The organism is Corynebacterium sp. HMSC064E10, assembly GCF_001812505.1.
Taxonomy (GTDB): Bacteria; Actinomycetota; Actinomycetes; order Mycobacteriales; family Mycobacteriaceae; genus Corynebacterium; species Corynebacterium amycolatum.
This window is the reverse complement of the sequence record NZ_KV809174.1, coordinates 434,859-452,176: the sequence shown is the minus strand read 5'-3', so window position 1 is coordinate 452,176 and position 17,318 is coordinate 434,859. Positions and strand designations below refer to the sequence as shown.

Below are 17,318 nucleotides of genomic sequence, written 5' to 3'. Positions count from 1 at the left end.
TCTACTCGGTCATACAATCGGTTGCGACAATCAGGGCCGCGATGAGCTACCCCAAAATGCTGGCCCCAATCGTCGCCTTCAGATCACCAATCAAGCTGGCGTCCCGGTCGACCCGCAAGTGCTCGCCGAGAACCAAAGTGGTGTGGGAATCACCGTCGACAAGCTTGAGGTAGACGTCCGAGTCGCCGGGATTGTCCAACAGGACTGACTTCAGCTTGGCAATCATCTCCGGTGTGCACTGATCAGTGCGCATGGTCAGACGCAGCGGCGCCGACGTGGAGCCATTGCGGCCGAGATCCGGCAGCTTCAGGTCATCACAGACCACACTCATGCGGTCATCGCGGTACTGAACACGAGCACGAATAAGCACGATGGCGTCTTCAGCAATGCTGGTGGCAATCATCGCGTATGTACGAGCAAAAGCCATGACTTCCACGCGCGCGCCGTTGTGGTCCTCAATACCGATAATCGCCCAGGGCTGACCGTTCTTATTCACGCGGCGGTCAACGCTGGAGACAATGCCACCAATAGTGATTTCGGTGTTGTTAGCGACCTCCCCACCGACGACCGTGGTCAAAGCGGTATCGGTCTGTGCGGCCAGCGATTCTTCGAACCCATCGAGTGGATGACCGGAGACATAGAGGCCCAGCATTTCTCGTTCCAGGGTCAGCTCGTGCTTGCGATCCCACTTTTCATCCGGCACACGGATTTCAAAGATGCTCTCCGAACCGGTGTCCTCTTCGCCACCAAAGCCAGCAAACAGGTCGAACTGTCCCTTGTCTGCAGCCTTCTTGGTCGACAGCACCGAGTCAATGGCTTCTTCGTGAATGAGCGCAAGGCCCTTTCGTGGGTGCCCAAGCGAGTCGAAAGCGCCAGCCTTAATCAGCGACTCGGTGATGCGCTTGTTACATGGCAGCGTTTCAATCTTGTCCAGGTAGTCCGAGAAGGACGTGAACTTGCCCTTCTCCTCGCGCGTCTTCACAATCGACGCGACCACATCATGGCCAACGTTGCGGATAGCGCCGAGGCCGAAGCGAATATCTTCACCGACCGGCTCGAAATCCATACCCGACTCATTGACATCCGGCGGCAGCACCTTAATGCCAAGGTGGCGACAGTCCGACAGATAAATAGCCAGCTTGTTCTTATCATCCGCCACCGAGGTCAACAGCGCCGCCATGTACTCAGCGGTGTAGTTGGCCTTCAAGTACGCGGTCCAATAGGACACCAGGCCGTAGCCCGCCGCGTGAGACTTGTTAAACGCGTACGAGGCGAAGGGCAGAATAATATCCCACAGCTTCTGGACAGCATCCTTGGAAAAACCATTTTCCAACATGCCGCCTTCGAAGTTCACGAACTCCTTGGCCAGCACCTCGGGCTTCTTCTTACCCATGGCCTTACGGAAACCATCTGCTTGGCCCGCGGTGTAATTCGCCAGCTTTTGCGAGATTTTCATGATCTGCTCCTGGTACACGATCAGGCCGTGTGTTTCTTCCAGGATTTCCTTCAGCTGCTCATCCAGTTCCGCGTGGATGGCGTTATAAGGCTTGCGACCATTCTTAATATCCGCGTAGTCAAAGTGCGCGTTCACACCCATCGGTCCCGGACGGTACAGCGCCAGCGAAGCCACGATGTCGTCAAAGCCCGTTGGCTGCATGCGCTTGAGCAGCTCACGCATGCCGCCACCATCGAGCTGGAACACACCGAGGGTGTCGCCGCGCGACAGCAGCTCATAGACCTTCGGATCATCGGTCTGAAGGTCATCGAGCAGAACTGTCTCGCCTCGGTTGGACTTGATGTGCTCAATACAGTCACCGATAACCGTCAGGTTTCGAAGACCTAGGAAGTCCATCTTCAACAGACCGATAGCCTCACACGCCGGATAGTCCCAGCCAGTGATGATCGCGCCGTCAGCCTGTCGCTTCCACATGGGGATGTGATCCAAAAGTGGCACCGACGCCATCACCACGGCACAGGCGTGCACGCCGGTCTGCCTAACGACGCCTTCGAGACCACGAGCCGTCTCGTAAATTCGAGCCACATCCGGATCGGTTTCAATAAGCTGTCGGACCTCGGCGGCCTCGCCGTAGCGTGGGTGCTCCGGGTCGACAATACCGCTCAGCGGAATGTCCTTAGCCATAATCGCAGGTGGCAGCGCCTTAGTAATGCGGTCTGCAATCTGGTAACCCGGCTGACCGAACTGCACACGCGCCGAGTCCTTCAGAGCCTGCTTGGTCTTCACCGTACCGAAGGTGACCACCTGCGCTACCTTGTCTTCGCCCCAGCGATCGGCCGCGTAGCGAATCATTTCATCGCGGCGGCGGTCATCGAAGTCGATATCGATATCCGGCGCGGACGGACGCTCTGGGTTCAGGAATCGCTCGAAGAGAAGGCCGTGCTCAATCGGGTCGATATTGGTGATCCACGTCGCGTATGCAACCAGAGAACCGGCAGCGGAACCACGCCCCGGACCAACCTTGATTCCTACCTCACGGGCATGCCGAATCAGCTCCGCGACGATAAGGAAGTACGACGGGTAGCCCTTACCGTCAATAACCTCAATTTCGTACTCCGCGCGCCGGATGTACTCCTCCGGTACCTCGCGGCCCTCAAAGCGCTTGCGCAGCCCCTCCATCACGTTGTGGTGCAGCCATGTCGTCGGCGTTTCCCCTTCCGGAACGTCCGCCTTCGGCATGCGGTCGTGCGGGTGCTCTTCCCACAGCTCGTCGTAGTCCTCGACGCGTTCCGCGATGAGCAGCGTGTTATCGCAGGCACCCGGAACTAGATGATCCCAGGTCGCGCGCATTTCTTCGGCGGACTTAATAAAGTAGCCATCACCGTCGAACTTAAACCGGTCCGGGTCATTGAGCGTCTTGCCCGTCTGCACACAGAGCATGGCCTCGTGAGCCTTGGCCTGGTCACGGGTAACGTAGTGGCAGTCATTCGTAACCAGTGGCGGCAAGTTCAGCTTCCGGCCAATCTCCAGTAGCTCACTGCGCACACGGGTCTCAATATCCAGCCCGTGATCCATCAGTTCAAGGAAGTAGTTTTCCTTGCCGTAGATGTCCTGCCACATACCGGCAGCCTGCAGAGCCTCGTCGAACTGCCCCAGGCGCAGACGCGTCTGCACATCACCCGACGGACACCCAGTGGTTGCGATAATGCCCTCGGCGCGTTCCGCCACCAACTCCGCATCCATTCGCGGGTACTTACTAATTTGTCCCTCATACGACGCCATCGACGACAGGTAGAACAGGTTCCGCAGACCCTGCGCATTCGCTGCCAACATGGTCTGGTGCAAGTAGGAACCGCGACCCGAGACGTCATCTCGACGCTGATGCGGCTCACCCCACTGAATGCGCTTTTTGTTGAAGCGACTCTCCGGCGCCATATAGGCCTCAATGCCGATGATCGGCTTGACGCCCTTGGACTTCATCTGCCGATAGAAAGCATTTGAGCCAAACATATTGCCGTGGTCGGTGACACCGACCGCAGGCATTCCCTGTCGCGCAACCTCGTCGGCAAGCAAATCAATCTTCGCCATACCGTCGAGCATGGAATACTCGGTGTGATTGTGGAGGTGCACGAAGGAGGAGTTAGCCATGAGTCCAGATTGTAGACAATCCCCCGGATTGAACACGATTCCTTCGAACACCGCTGATCAGAAAGGCTCCGCCGCCCACGCCGTCGTCAAGCTTGACGACGACAGTCTCGCCGCGCCTGTTATCCCCCGGCAAATGGCGGCAACACGTCAAGAGTTTCGATTCCGCTCACACTGGCAGACGTGTCGATGCGCTTGCCGTCGGCGAGGAAAGAACACTGCTCCGCAACCTGACTCAGTGTTAGCCCTGAGTCTGTGGTGCCCGGGAAGCGCTGAGCTAGTTCGGCAATAACGTCAGCGACAGTGGCGTAGTTGCCTTCCAGCTGCACGGACTCTTTTCCAACTGCTGCCATTGCGGCGGCGTACAAGCGAACTTGAATCATTGAATTCCACTGCCTTACACAATCAGCGATCAAATAATTGCGTATATTAAATACTAATATACTTGCGGTGTTGAACAGCGCCTTTCGGAGACGCCCTCACACTGCGGAGTATCGGTAGTCTCGAAAACGTTATTTTATCCCGATTGGCGTGAAGGACTGTCATGACAAACTCGCATGTTCCCTGCTCCTCGTCGAGCTCATCGGAGACGAACACGGATGCGGATAAGCGCTCAGCAATTGTTGTTGTCGCTTCTACCCGCGCCGCTAGCGGAGAATACGAAGATAAAACGGGAACCGTGCTGGTCAAATTCCTTCGAAGCGAAGGCTTTTCCACGCCAGCGCCGGTGGTCGTCGCTGACGCCGATATCGCGGATACTGTGGCTCGGATTCTGACACCCGCTGATGATGCGCCAGATGTATTGCTTACCACTGGCGGCACGGGCATCACTCCGGACGATTTGACAGTGGAGGCCGTCGCGCCTCACATCACAAAAGAAATGCCGGGAGTTTCCTACGCTTTTTGGGCGCGCGGATTGGAATCGACACCAACTGCAATTCTTTCCCGCTGTGTGGCGGGAATTGCCGGCTCGACATTTGTCATGACATTGCCGGGCTCATCAGGAGCGGTAAAAGACGGAATTGCCGTGCTGAGCCCCATTGTCCACCACATTGTTGACCTTGCTCACCGAGGAAACGGATAGCGCAATGACCACCCACAATTCTGGCTGTATTCTCGACGTGATTCTACACGACGATTGCCTGGAACCACTTGCAGCGACTGCTATAAAGCAGATTGTCACTGATGAAATGGGCGCTCTAGTTACTTTCGATGGCATTGTTCGCAATCATGACAATGGCTATAGCGTGGAATCGCTGACTTATACCGCGCACCCAGATGCACAGAAGTTTATGGCTGAAGTCGTCCAATTCGTCGCTGATGATTTCCCCGACGTGCGCCTGTGGGTAGCTCATCGCATCGGCAAACTGGCAATTGGCGAATTAGCATTTTGCGTCCTGGCTGCATCTGCGCACCGCGAAAATGCATTCCGCGCCTGCAGCAGAATTGCCGACCGCGTCAAAGCCGAAGTGCCCGTTTGGAAGGAGCAAGTGCTTGTCGACGGACGTTCCACCTGGGTCGGCCTCGATGAGAACATCACTTCATAGATTGCGGACTATCAGTGAACTGTTATGACGAATTCTAAACTTTCTAGCTCTGACCTGGCACTTTCTGACAGATATCGCCGCCAGGTATCTCTTCCGGGTTTCGGGCTGAGCGCGCAAAAAGCCTTGGCCGAGGCCCATGTGCTGTGCATTGGTGCAGGTGGCCTCGGCTCACCTGCACTGCAATATCTCGCAGCTGCGGGAATTGGCCACATCACGATTGTCGACGATGACGTGGTGGAACTGAGTAATCTGCATCGCCAGATTATTCACACCACCGACGATATTGGGAAAAATAAGGTCGATTCCGCTGGCGCACATATTGCGGCAATTAATCCCGACATGGCGGTTGAAACGCACGCTCGCCGCCTGGACTGGAAATTTGCCAGGGAATTGTGCGCTCGCGCAGATGTGGTTTTTGATGGCAGCGATAACTTCGCTACTCGCCATATTGTCTCCGCCGCGTGCGCACAGGCTGAGATTCCGCATGTGTGGGGCTCAATTCTCGGATTCGATGCACAAATGTCCGTTTTCTGGGCAGGACATGGCCCCATTTATGAAGACCTCTATCCTCAGCCGCCGGCGGCAGGACAAGTTCCCAACTGCGCTCAAGCAGGTGTTTTGGGGCCGATTGTGGGAATTGTCGGTACGACAATGGCTCTGGAGGTCATCAAAATTATCAGCGGTGTTGGCACACCAATGATTGGAAAAGTCGGCTATTTCGATGGATTACATTCGAACTGGCGGTACTTCCCCCTTGCCGCTAATCCGGAGGTTACGACCAACGTGAAACGCACAGGGCCGGTAACAAACGAAATTCCCAGTGTTCGCGATGCAGCTGAGGCACAGGCCACGGACCTGCCACTGATTGATGTCCGTGAACCAGCAGAATTTGCCGAAGGGCACCTCGAAGGGGCGCGCAATATTCCACTCAGCACAATTCGCGCAGATGAAGAATACAAACTGCCAAGCCCCGCCATTGTTTACTGCGCCTCGGGAATGCGGTCGGCCATGGCAATTGAACTTATGATGCAACGTGGAGTTACCGGAATACTCAATGTGAGAGGAGGAATACTGTGACGGAATCAGCAAATGCGGTCGAACCGATGACGGATAAATTCGAGCGAACCATTCGTGACCTTCGCTTCTCACTTACTGATCGCTGTAATTTGCGCTGTGTTTATTGCATGCCGGAAGAAGGCGCAGATTGGATTCGCCGGGACGACATCCTCACCGACGAGGAAATAATCCGTCTCATTCGGATTGCCACCTCACGGCTCGGTATCACCATGGTGCGGTTTACCGGCGGTGAACCGCTACTTCGCAAATCGTTGGAAAAGCTCATCGCAGCGACACCAGTCTCCACCGCAATTACCACTAACGGGCTCGGCCTGGTTCACCGAGCGCAGTCGCTGAAAGATGCTGGTCTGGATCGCGTCACAGTATCGCTGGACTCGGTAAATTCAGAGGTATTCTCTTCGCTGACCAGGCGCGATCGGCTTGACGACGTTCTCGCAGGCCTCGATGCCGCAGTTGCAGCCGGGTTGCAGCCCGTGAAGGTAAATTCCGTCGTCATGCCCGGCGTTAATAATGGCGCTGAGCTTAAAGAGCTGGCCAATTATTGCCTGGCTAAGGGGCTAGAGCTGCGTTTTATTGAACAAATGCCGCTTGGCCCACCGGCGCAGTGGGATCGCGACATTATGGTCAAGCGCGAAGATATTTTGGCGACGCTGGAAACGGAATTTGAGCTTTCCCCAGCGGAAACTCCGCGGGGTTCCGCGCCGGCGGAAGTTTGGCAGGCAACCAGCCGCAAGAATTCCGAGCTCAACGGAAAAATTGGCGTCATCGCATCTGTGACGCAGCCGTTTTGTGGAAATTGTGACCGCACACGCATTACTGCGGATGGTGCTGTTCGAAATTGTCTTTTCGCCAATTCGGAGGTGTCGCTGCGCGATGTCATGCGCGCGGGCGGCACGGATGATGAGGTTATTGCCGCATGGCGTCGGAATACGTGGGCAAAACTGCCAGGTCATGGCATTGATGAGCCCGGGTTCTTGCAGCCCAAGCGAAATATGTCAGCAATCGGAGGTTAATCAGTGAAGCCCATCGAAGAGTATTTGCGTGACGTGGTCTCCTATTGTCAGCCACGTGCAACTGTCACACTCCCCATTGCTGATGCGGCCGGATTGGTGCTAGCCGAAGATGCCATCGCTGGTCTTCCGGTTCCGCCATTTTCAAACTCGGCGATGGACGGCTACCTGGTGAATAAAGCCGATTTGGCTGGTGAGGGACCATGGACGCTGCCGGTATCGGGTGATATTCCCGCAGGTGATGCGCCAAAGCCGGTTGCTGCCGGCACTGCGCAGCGCATTATGACTGGTGCCCCCGTCGTTGATGGGGCTGACGTTTATGTTATTCCGGTGGAAGACACCAATATCGCGCCAGGTCCAGTACCACTGCCAAGCGAAATTACTGTTTATTCCTATAATCCCGAGCGCGATCATATTCGTCGTCAAGGCACGAATATTGCTCCGGGTGCGATGACTGCTCCTGCCGGTACCGTCATCGATGCCGGGACAACAGCTGCTCTTATCTCTACAGGTGTAAAAAACGTACAGGTTTACTCGCCGCTTCACATAGCCGTTATCAGCACTGGTGATGAGGTGGTGTCGCCAACGGCAGACTTGCAGGCTGGTCAGTTGCCGGATTCCAACTTGCCAATGATTGCGCAGTTGTGCGCCCAGTACATTCCTTCCCCGCTGACCCCGACTGTCTCACACTGTTCGGATGACCCCACGGCTTTCGCCGAGCTGCTCGATCAGCTTTCCGCCGACCACGACCTCATCATTACAACTGGTGGCGTTTCAGTGGGCGCATTTGATGTCACTCGTGATGCCGGTGAAAAGCGCGACATTTGGTTTGGGCCCATCAATATGAAGCCGGGCAAACCGCAAGGTGTCGGTAAGTGGAATGAAGCAGTGCTGCTCTGCCTGCCAGGTAATCCCGTTGCCGCTTGGGTGAGCTTTCAGCTTTTCTGCAAGCCCGCGATTGATGCCCTGCGCGGACTAGCGCCGACAACTTCACTGTTCAACCGCCCGTTTGTGGACGCTATCGCAGGTGCTGACTTCCCTATCCCACGCCCATTCGGTCGTAACGTCGCGGTCCCAGTTCGAATGAGTTACTCCGCCGACGGCGCCGTGGCGACACCGTATTCCGGCACGACTCTTGGGTCTCACTTCGTTGGCTCGCTTGTCGAACTCGATGGGCTCTGCCTAATCAATCAGGAAGACCAGCTGCACACTGGCGACACCGTCCGTGTCCTCCTCTCCTAAACCTTTTACGATTTTCTGACAGGAATTCCTCACTATGACCGACAGCACCAACTCCACCGCCCCTACCCTCACCCACCTCGACTCCCGCGGTGAGGCACACATGGTCGACGTCACAGAGAAGAGGCCGACCAACCGCACCGCCACCGCCATCGGCGAAGTCGCCTGCTCACCCGAAATTCTCCGTGCGCTTAACGACGGCTCCGTCCCTAAGGGAGACGTTCTGGCAATTGCTCGCATTGCGGGTATCTCCGGCGCAAAAAAAGTACCCGAATTGCTGCCGCTAGCACACACCATCGGTGTTCATGGTTGCTCCGTGGATCTGGAAATTTGCGAAGACCACGTAGCTATCAGGGCCACAGTTCGCACGGCCGATCGCACCGGCGTGGAGATGGAAGCCCTGACCGCCGTTTCCATTGCCGCCCTCAATGTCATTGACATGGTCAAGGGCGTAGACCGCTCGGCGTACATCCGCAAGTGTGGAATTGTTGCCAAGTCCGGCGGTCGCTCCGGCGACTGGTCACGGACGTTGTAGCGAGAGCACCATGCCAGGTACCGAATCATTCGCGACACCGGACACCGATTTTCGTTGCGATGCCATTGTCCTTGCCGGTGGCGAGAGCCGTCGTATGGGTGCGGATAAGGCACAAGTTCGCATTGGCGGGCACACGATGATTGACCTCTGCCTGGCTGAACTTCAGACTCAGCCCACCGTAGGCCGTGTTGTGGTGGTTACGCCAAAGGATTTATCCGTTCCGTCTTCTGTGCGCGTAACGTGCGAAAACCCACCGTATGGTGGCCCGGTCGCAGGCATTGAAGCTGGGCTGGCATCCCTGCAAGCTACTGATGCTGATGCTGATGCTGGCACCTTCAGTACTGAAAACGACTTTGTTTTTGTCACCGCTGTGGACGCGCCTTTTACCTCACGCCTGTTAGAGGCGCTGTGGCACAAATGGCAACAGATTGACCTAGAGGTAGAAACCACGTCGCAAAGCACGGGTCTCGTAGTCGTCGACGGTGAACCGCTTTGTGCGCTGTGGCGAAAGGGCGAGCTGGCGCGTGCCCTTCAGCGGCTTCCGAGCACTCGCGATGTGTCGGTTCGCCGACTGATTCGCGAGGCGTCGGCAACGCCTATCCAGCTGACTAGCGCCGAGCAGCACTGGTGCGCGCAAGACTACGATACGCCGGCGGATGTGGCGCAGTTGCGCGCGAGACTCCTCGGTGATGATGCAGCTAAGTAGAAGGTTTGCAGTGGCTTAGTCAGTTTCATCGAGCTGGTCGAAAATTGGCTCTAGCAGCGGAATGACTACGCCGAGCGTGTCCTTGATGCCACCGCTGCTACTCGGGCAATTAACGATGAGTTTCCTGGTATCGGTGGTGCCTATAACCGCACGCGAAAGGCCCGCGCGAGAGGTGTTTTCCAACCCGACCAGCAGAATCTGCGTTTCCAGTCCGGTCAGTTCTCTGTCGATAAATTCCTTGGTGACATCGGGGACTCGATTGGCGGCGCGCAGTCCCGTTCCACCAAGGGTGAGAATCACTCGGGCCTGTGAATTGAGTGCTGCAGTCAATGCTGCGCGGAACTTCTCCGCGTCTTCTTCGATGACCGTATAGCTCACGGCATTGAGAGGATAGTCCGATATACGTGCGGCGAATTTATCTGTTCTTTCCCCGCTTTTAATGCGATCGTCATAGACAATTACGGCAGTATTGAATCGCTCGCCACTCTGACCTGCTGAACTGGACTCATACATCATTAACCCCTTTCGAGCATCGTTCAATCTTTTCAACTGCTTTTAATTGTGCTCAATAACAGAGTCCGACACATAAGATTCTAAAAATACACACCCCCGTTAGTAGGCAGCAAATAGTTGTTGAACTGGGCTTTCCACGTCAGACTTAATCACGTGCGCAAGCCTGCAACCACTGGACTATAATAATTATCCTAGATACGCATTACATTATTTTTCTATTTTTACACCAAGATTCCCTACTTTCTTCAATATAAATTCGATACATTTTCGCAACAACTTTGTTGTTTAATTCTTCAATTTCTCCATTCTTCACTTCGCCAAGGAAGAGGTAAGGAAAATTTCTACACCAAATGCGGCCGCAGAGCTGGAACCTCTGGACACAAGCGGCAAAGTCATCAAGGGATGGGATCCCGAAGATCCAGCACACTGGGATTCCAAAATTGCGTGGAAGACGCTAACGATTTCCACCATCGCGCTGATTATCGGCTTTGCGACCTGGTACCTGGTCTCCGCAATCGCGCCGATGCTCAACCGGATCGGTTTCGATCTCACCGCTGGCCAGCTGTATTGGCTGACATCTATTGCCGGCCTATCCTGCGGTCTTTTCCGCCTGGTGTTCATGTTCTTGCCACCGATTATCGGTACCCGCAAGCTGGTCACCTTGTCGTCGTTCCTGTTCGTTATCCCGATGCTGGGCTGGTACTTCGCAGTTCAGAACACTGACACTCCATACTGGTGGCTGCTGACGCTGTCCTTCCTCTCCGGTATCGGCGGCGGTGTCTTTTCCGGCTTCATGCCATCGACCGGTTACTTCTTCCCCAAGCACATGTCCGGCACAGCACTGGGTATTCAGGCGGGTATCGGTAACTTCGGCATTTCGCTGATTCAGCTGGTCGGCCCGTGGCTCATGGGCTTCAGCCTGCTTGGCCTTGGCTTCGTCGCGCCAATGCGCACTGATGAAGGCCACGACGTATTCGTCTATAACCCAGCCATTGTCCTGGTTCCCTGGACCATCATCATGGGCATTGTCGCGTGGACGATGCTGAAGGATGTGCCGATCCGCGCAAACTTCCGCGAACAGATTGACATTTTCGGCAATAAGAACACCTGGATCCTCACCATCGTCTATCTGGTGACTTTCGGAGCCTTCTCCGGTTTTGCTGCCCAGCTGGCGCTGCTGACTAATGATGTCTTCGGTGCCAACTCCAAGTTCGCTGAGACCTATGCCCTGGCCGATCTACCACAGGGCGCCAAGTACGCCTTCCTTGGCCCGCTGATTGGTGCTCTCGTCCGCGCCCTCTGGGGTCCTCTGTGTGACAAGTTCGGTGGCGCAATCTGGACCTTCATCGGTTGTGCGGGCATGACCATTTTCACTGGTGTTGCGGCTATCTTCCTGACCCCAGACAGCCCGGATGAGTATGGCTGGTTCCTGGGCTCGATGCTGATCATGTTTTTCTTCACTGGCCTGGGTAACGCCGGCACCTTCAAACAGATGCCGATGATTCTGCCGAAGCGTCAGGCTGGTGGCGTTATTGGTTGGACCGGTGCAATCGGCGCCTTTGGTCCGTTCATCGTCGGTGTGCTGCTCTCCGTAATGGCTCCGGTGGCTTTCTTCTGGGGCTGCGTGGTCTTCTTCGCTTTCACGACCGTGCTGGTGTGGATCTACTACGCCCGTCCGAACGCTCCGTTCCCCGGTTAATTACTAATTAGGAAAATTCCCATGGCACAAGATTCCTCTCCATCTCACACCGGTTCTAGCTCCAACCAAGCCAACTCACTACTGCGTTTTGGCAGCTTCCTCCGCAAGGGCAAAGTCTCTGAGTCCGGTCAGCAACTGTTCCTCCAAGGTGGCCGTGGCGCCGATGAGTTCTACCGCAACCGCTGGTCCTTCGACAAGATGGTCCGTTCCACGCACGGTGTGAACTGCACTGGTTCCTGTTCGTGGAAGGTCTATGTCAAAGACGGCGTCATTACATGGGAGTCGCAGGCAGTTGACTACCCCACCACTGGTCCTGATATGCCGGAGTACGAGCCCCGCGGCTGCCCGCGTGGTGCATCGTTTTCCTGGTACACCTACTCACCGACGCGCATTCGTTACCCATACGCGCGCGGTGTGCTGGTAGAGATGTTCCGCGATGCAAAGAAAAAGCTCGGCGACCCGGTGTTGGCCTGGCGTTCCATAGTGGAAGACCCAATGAAGCGCAAGAGCTACGTCAGCCAGCGCGGCAAGGGCGGTCTCATCCGCATTCCGTATGAGGAAGCAATCGAAATGGCGGCCGCTGCCCACGTTTACACCATTCGCCAGTACGGCCCGGACCGCATTGCTGGCTTCACCGTCATCCCAGCTATGTCGCAGGTTTCTTACGGCGCAGGTACTCGCTTCCTGCAGATGATTGGTGGCGTCGCGCTGTCCTTCTACGACTGGTACGCCGACCTGCCACCGGCATCACCACAGACCTTCGGCGACCAGACCGACGTTCCAGAGTCCGGTGACTGGTTCAATTCCAGCTACTTGATGATGTGGGGCTCGAACATTCCAGTTACCCGTACTCCGGATAGCCACTTCATGGTCGAGACTCGCTACAACGGCACCAAGGTTGTCGTCGTCAGCCCCGATTTCGCTGATAACACGAAGTTCGCCGACGAGTGGATGCGCATCAACCCAGGTACCGATGGCGCACTGGCCTTCGCCATGGGACATGTCATTTTGAAGTCCTTCCACGTCGAGCAGAAGACGCCGTACTTCCTCGAATACATGCGCAAGTACACTGATGCCCCATTCCTGGTCGAGCTCGACGCGCGTGACGACGGCACCTTCGTACCCGGTAAATTCCTCACTGCATCCAATATCGAGGATGCGGCTCTGCACGATTCGCAGAATGCGACGCACCGTCTGCTGATGATGGAAGCCGATGGCAAGGTCGTTGACCCAGGCGGAACTCTCGCTGACCGCTACGGCGACGATGGCGAGGGCAAGTGGAACCTCCGCTTGGACAACGTCGACCCGGTGATGTCAGTAGCGGATGTGACCGACGGCTTCGAATCGGTCGAGGTGGGTTTCCCGCGCTTTGACCTGCCTGGCCTGGGTGAATCCGAGGAAAACGGCCCAATCGGTGCCGGAATTGTTCATAGAGGTGTCCCCGCCCGGCGCGTCGGCAAGCGTCTTGTCACCACGGTCTACGACATCATGCTGGCGCACTACGCCGTAAACCGCGAAGATCTGAATCTGCCTGGTCAGTGGCCGGTGGACTTCAAGGATGCTGCCGTGCCGGGTACTCCGGCATGGCAGGAGGAGCTCACCGGTGTACCGGCAAACGCTGCGATCCGAATCGCGCGTGAGTTTGCCCAGAATGCTGCTGACTCTGGCGGCCGTAGCCAGATCATCATGGGCGCTGGCGTCAACCACTTCTTCCACGCCGACAGCATTTACCGCACCTTCCTGGCGCTGACCTCCATGTGTGGCACCCAGGGCATCAACGGTGGCGGTTGGGCTCACTACGTCGGACAGGAGAAGCTGCGCCCAATGAATGGCTGGGCACAGTACGCATTCGCCCTGGACTGGCAGCGCCCACCGCGTCAGATGATTACCACGGGTTTCTACTATCTGACCACCGACCAGTGGCGTTATGACAACACTCGCGCTAATCGCCTGGCCTCGCCGCTGGCTAGCCACGGCGCTGTGGACGACAAGTTCACGTCTGAGACCCTGGTCGAGGCCATGAAGCGCGGCTGGATGCCCGCATACCCGCAGTTCGACCGCAATCCGCTACTGCTTGCCGACGAGGCGGAGGCCAAGGGCATGGCCGTCTCGGATTACATCGTCGATGAGTTGGAGTCCGGTCGGATGAAGTTTGCGGCAGAAGATCCGGATAATCCGGTGAACTTCCCACGAATCCTGCTCAATTGGCGTACGAACCTTATGGGGTCTTCGGCCAAGGGAACGGAGTTCTTCCTGCGTCACATGCTCGGCGTGGACTCCGATGCCACAGCGACGGAGCTGCCAGAGGGCGAGCGTCCAGCCTCTATTGTCTGGCGTAATCAGGCCCCAGAGGGCAAGCTCGATCTAATGCTGACGACGGATTTCCGCAATACCTCCACCACGTTGGTCTCCGACATTATTCTGCCGGCGGCCACCTGGTACGAGAAGCACGATCTGTCGACAACGGATATGCACCCGTTCATCCACTCCTTCAATGCGGCGATTAACCCGCCGTGGGAGGCACGCAGTGACTTCGAGGTCTTCCGCGACCTGTCTGCATCTCTGTCCGCCATGTCGGAAAAGTGGCTGGGCACACAGACGGATGTCATCACTGCCCCACTTGGCCACGACAGTCCTGACGAGCTGAACATGCCAAACGGCATTGTCCCGGATATGGATACTGAGGGACTTGTGCCTGGCAAGACCATGGCCAAGCTCATTCCGGTCGAGCGGGACTACACCAAGGTCTTTGAGAAGTGGACGCACTTTGGCCCATTGACGGAAAAGGCTGGTACAGGCACACACGGCACCGCGTACGACGTATCCAAGCAGGCCAAGGAATTGGCCATTATCAACGGCACGTCGATGACAGAGTCGGCGGGTAAGCGACCGAAGCTGGACTCGGCCATCAAGGCTGCCGAGATGATTCTGCATCTCTCCGGTGTCTCCAATGGTGAGGTCTCCCTCGAGGGCTTCCGCAACCAGGGCAAGCGCGTCGGTGCAGATATGACCGACCTGGTCAGTGGCTCCGAACAGACTCACATCAAGTGGGACTCGGTGAAGGAGCGCCCAACGGAGGTCATCACATCGCCGGAGTGGACGGGCATCAAGAAGGACGGTAAGCGCTACACCGCGTTTTCCATCAACTTGGCCTACGACAAGCCGTGGCACACGCTGTCCGGTCGTATGCACTACTACCTCGACCACGACTGGTTCCTGGACTACGGCGAGGCGCTGCCGATTTACCGCCCACCGCTCGACCGTCTCCACCTCAATGGTGAAGTTGGCCCAGGTGAGCTGCTGACCGGAGAGTCAGGTGACCCAGAGGTCACAGTTCGCTACCTGACACCACACAATAAGTGGTCGATTCACTCGCAATACTTCGACAACCTGCACATGTTGTCGATTTCGCGAGGTGGTCAGGTTGTCTGGATGTCCGCCAAGGATGCCGAGAAGATTGGTGTGGCCGACAATGACTGGATTGAGCTCTACAACCGCAATGGTGTGGTCTCAGCACGCGCGATTGTCACGCACCGTATCCCTGAGGGAACGGCGATTATGAACCACGCGCAGGAACGCACCACTGGTACACCGCTCAATGAGCACACGGGTCGCCGCGGTGGTACTCACAACTCGCTGACTCGAATCATGATCAAGCCTTTGCATGTGGCCGGCGGCTACGGACACATCACCTACGGCTTCAACTACATCGGCCCAACCGGTAATAACCGCGATGAGGTAACCCGCATTCGTCGTCGCAGCCAGGAGGTTAAGTTCTAATGCGCGTCATGGCACAAATCGCGATGGTCATGAACCTGGACAAGTGCATTGGCTGTCACACTTGTTCTGTGACCTGTAAGCAGGCATGGACCAACCGCGAAGGCACTGAATACATTTGGTTTAACAATGTGGAGACCCGCCCTGGTGTCGGCTATCCACGCACCTGGGAAGACCAGGAGAAGTGGAAGGGCGGCTGGGAACGCACCAGCAATGGCAAGCTCAAGCCCAAGGCCGGTGGTCGCTTGAAGAAGCTGGCTACCATCTTCCACAATCCGCTACTGCCGGGCATCGAAGATTACTACGAGCCCTGGTCCTACGAATACGAAAAGTTGCTGTCGGCACCGCGTGGGCAGAAGACTCAACCGACTGCTCGCCCAGTTTCACAGCTGGATGGTCGTCCCATCGACACAGTCAAGTGGTCGTCAAACTGGGATGACAACCTCGGCGGATCGACTGAGACGGTGGATAGTGACCCCACGCTGCAACAGATGAACCTGGAGGTCAAGAAGAACATTGAAGATACCTTCATGTTCTACCTGCCTCGCATCTGTGAGCACTGCTTGAACCCGACCTGTGTGTCTTCCTGCCCATCGGGCGCGATGTACAAACGCACAGAAGACGGCATTGTGCTGGTCGACCAGGACCGCTGCCGCGGTTGGCGCATGTGCGTCTCCGGTTGCCCTTACAAGAAGGTCTACTTCAACCACAAGACCGGTAAGGCAGAAAAGTGCACGCTGTGCTACCCGCGTATTGAGGTCGGTCAGCCAACCGTGTGCTCGGAAACCTGCGTCGGCAGGCTGCGTTACCTCGGCGTCATCTTCTACGACGCTGACCGCGTGGCTGAAGCCGCATCAGTGGAAGATCCACAGGATCTGTATGAAGCACAGCGCAGTCTGCTGCTCGACCCACACGATCCAGAAGTTATCGAGGCTGCTCACAAGCAGGAAATCCCAGCATCGTGGATTGCAGCCGCGCAGGAGTCGCCGATTTATGACCTGATCTTTACCTACGGTCTGGCACTGCCGCTGCACCCGGAGTACCGCACTCTGCCAATGGTCTGGTACGTCCCTCCCCTGTCCCCCATTGTCGACTCGATTACTGCATCCGGCATCGATGGCGAGGACCACAAGGTGCTGCTGACCACCTTGTCCAATATGCGAATTCCGCTGGAATACCTGGCGGGAATCTTCACGGCTGGTGATACTCGACCGGTGGAACTCTCGTTGCGTCGTCTAGCGGCGATGCGCAGCTACATGCGAGACATCAACCTCGGGCGAGAACCGCAGGAGGAGATTGCGCAGGCCGTCGGCATGACGGGTGAGGATCTGTACAACATGTACCACCTGCTCGCAATCGCCAAGTACGACGACCGCTATGTCATTCCGACGACCTCGCCAGAGACGCCGCGCGGTATTACGTCGCTCGATCCATTCGGCGACAGCACCCCGGAGAAGCTGATGAATCAGTTCCGCGATTTGGGTCCGGGAGAAGGTGCACCGGAGGCATGTGGTTCCGGTTGCGGCACGGGCAGCGGCGATACGCGCAAGGTTTCTCTGGTGTCGTGGGGTGATGAGGGGCCGCAGGCCATGTTTAAGAAGCCGAACGGATAGA

The 17,318-nt window shown here is 56.6% G+C and carries 13 protein-coding genes; 10 read left to right on the top strand and 3 right to left on the bottom strand.

Annotated elements, in window-relative coordinates:
- Nucleotides 1-46: 46 nt before the first annotated feature.
- Nucleotides 47-3,604 (bottom strand): DNA polymerase III subunit alpha, encoded by a 3,558-nt coding sequence (dnaE, locus tag HMPREF2860_RS10290; protein WP_038625760.1) that lies wholly within the window; start codon nt 3,602-3,604, stop codon nt 47-49.
- Between the two features lie 119 nt (nt 3,605-3,723).
- Nucleotides 3,724-3,984 (bottom strand): MoaD/ThiS family protein, encoded by a 261-nt coding sequence (locus HMPREF2860_RS10285; protein ID WP_070628902.1) that lies wholly within the window; start codon nt 3,982-3,984, stop codon nt 3,724-3,726.
- A gap of 161 nt (nt 3,985-4,145) precedes the next feature.
- On the opposite strand from HMPREF2860_RS10285, the gene HMPREF2860_RS10280 reads away from it, so the two are divergent.
- Genes HMPREF2860_RS10280 through HMPREF2860_RS10250 form a run of 7 tightly spaced genes read left to right on the top strand, consistent with a single transcriptional unit; the run spans nt 4,146 to nt 9,715 of the window.
- A complete protein-coding gene (locus tag HMPREF2860_RS10280) occupies nt 4,146-4,685 on the top strand; it encodes a MogA/MoaB family molybdenum cofactor biosynthesis protein (protein WP_083309529.1) in 540 nt (179 codons plus the stop codon).
- Between the two features lie 4 nt (nt 4,686-4,689).
- The gene (locus tag HMPREF2860_RS10275) at nt 4,690-5,148 is read left to right on the top strand and encodes a molybdenum cofactor biosynthesis protein MoaE (protein WP_070628901.1); all 459 of its coding nucleotides are present in this window, start codon (nt 4,690-4,692) and stop codon (nt 5,146-5,148) included.
- 24 nt (nt 5,149-5,172) lie between these two features.
- A complete protein-coding gene (locus HMPREF2860_RS10270; RefSeq protein ID WP_070628900.1) occupies nt 5,173-6,225 on the top strand; it encodes a ThiF family adenylyltransferase in 1,053 nt (350 codons plus the stop codon).
- A 26-nt stretch (nt 6,226-6,251) separates the two neighbouring features.
- Nucleotides 6,252-7,238 carry a GTP 3',8-cyclase MoaA gene (moaA, locus tag HMPREF2860_RS10265; protein ID WP_070628942.1) on the top strand — a complete coding sequence of 329 codons (987 nt, stop codon included), beginning with the start codon at nt 6,252-6,254 and terminating at the stop codon, nt 7,236-7,238.
- A 3-nt stretch (nt 7,239-7,241) separates the two neighbouring features.
- Nucleotides 7,242-8,477 (top strand): molybdopterin molybdotransferase MoeA, encoded by a 1,236-nt coding sequence (gene glp, locus HMPREF2860_RS10260; RefSeq protein WP_083309528.1) that lies wholly within the window; start codon nt 7,242-7,244, stop codon nt 8,475-8,477.
- A 34-nt stretch (nt 8,478-8,511) separates the two neighbouring features.
- Nucleotides 8,512-9,009: a cyclic pyranopterin monophosphate synthase MoaC gene (gene moaC, locus HMPREF2860_RS10255; RefSeq protein ID WP_070628899.1), complete on the top strand. Its 498-nt coding sequence runs from the start codon at nt 8,512-8,514 to the stop codon at nt 9,007-9,009.
- A gap of 10 nt (nt 9,010-9,019) precedes the next feature.
- Nucleotides 9,020-9,715, top strand: a complete 696-nt coding sequence (locus HMPREF2860_RS10250; protein ID WP_070628898.1) for a molybdenum cofactor guanylyltransferase — start codon at nt 9,020-9,022, stop codon at nt 9,713-9,715.
- Between the two features lie 15 nt (nt 9,716-9,730).
- On the opposite strand, the gene HMPREF2860_RS10245 is transcribed toward HMPREF2860_RS10250, so the two are convergent.
- Complete coding sequence (locus tag HMPREF2860_RS10245) at nt 9,731-10,228, bottom strand: molybdopterin-binding protein (RefSeq protein ID WP_070628897.1); 498 nt, start codon at nt 10,226-10,228, stop codon at nt 9,731-9,733.
- Between the two features lie 364 nt (nt 10,229-10,592).
- On the opposite strand from HMPREF2860_RS10245, the gene HMPREF2860_RS10240 reads away from it, so the two are divergent.
- Genes HMPREF2860_RS10240 through narH form a run of 3 tightly spaced genes read left to right on the top strand, consistent with a single transcriptional unit; the run spans nt 10,593 to nt 17,317 of the window.
- On the top strand, nt 10,593-11,927 hold the full coding sequence (locus HMPREF2860_RS10240) for a nitrate/nitrite transporter (RefSeq protein WP_070429564.1): 1,335 nt from the start codon (nt 10,593-10,595) through the stop codon (nt 11,925-11,927).
- Nucleotides 11,928-11,948: 21 nt separating this feature from the next.
- Entirely contained in the window at nt 11,949-15,707 is a 3,759-nt protein-coding gene (locus HMPREF2860_RS10235) for a nitrate reductase subunit alpha (protein WP_070628896.1), read from the top strand.
- The gene (narH, locus tag HMPREF2860_RS10230; RefSeq protein ID WP_070628895.1) at nt 15,707-17,317 is read left to right on the top strand and encodes a nitrate reductase subunit beta; all 1,611 of its coding nucleotides are present in this window, start codon (nt 15,707-15,709) and stop codon (nt 17,315-17,317) included. Before HMPREF2860_RS10235 ends, narH begins: the two co-directional genes overlap by 1 nt.
- Nucleotide 17,318 lies beyond the last annotated feature (1 nt).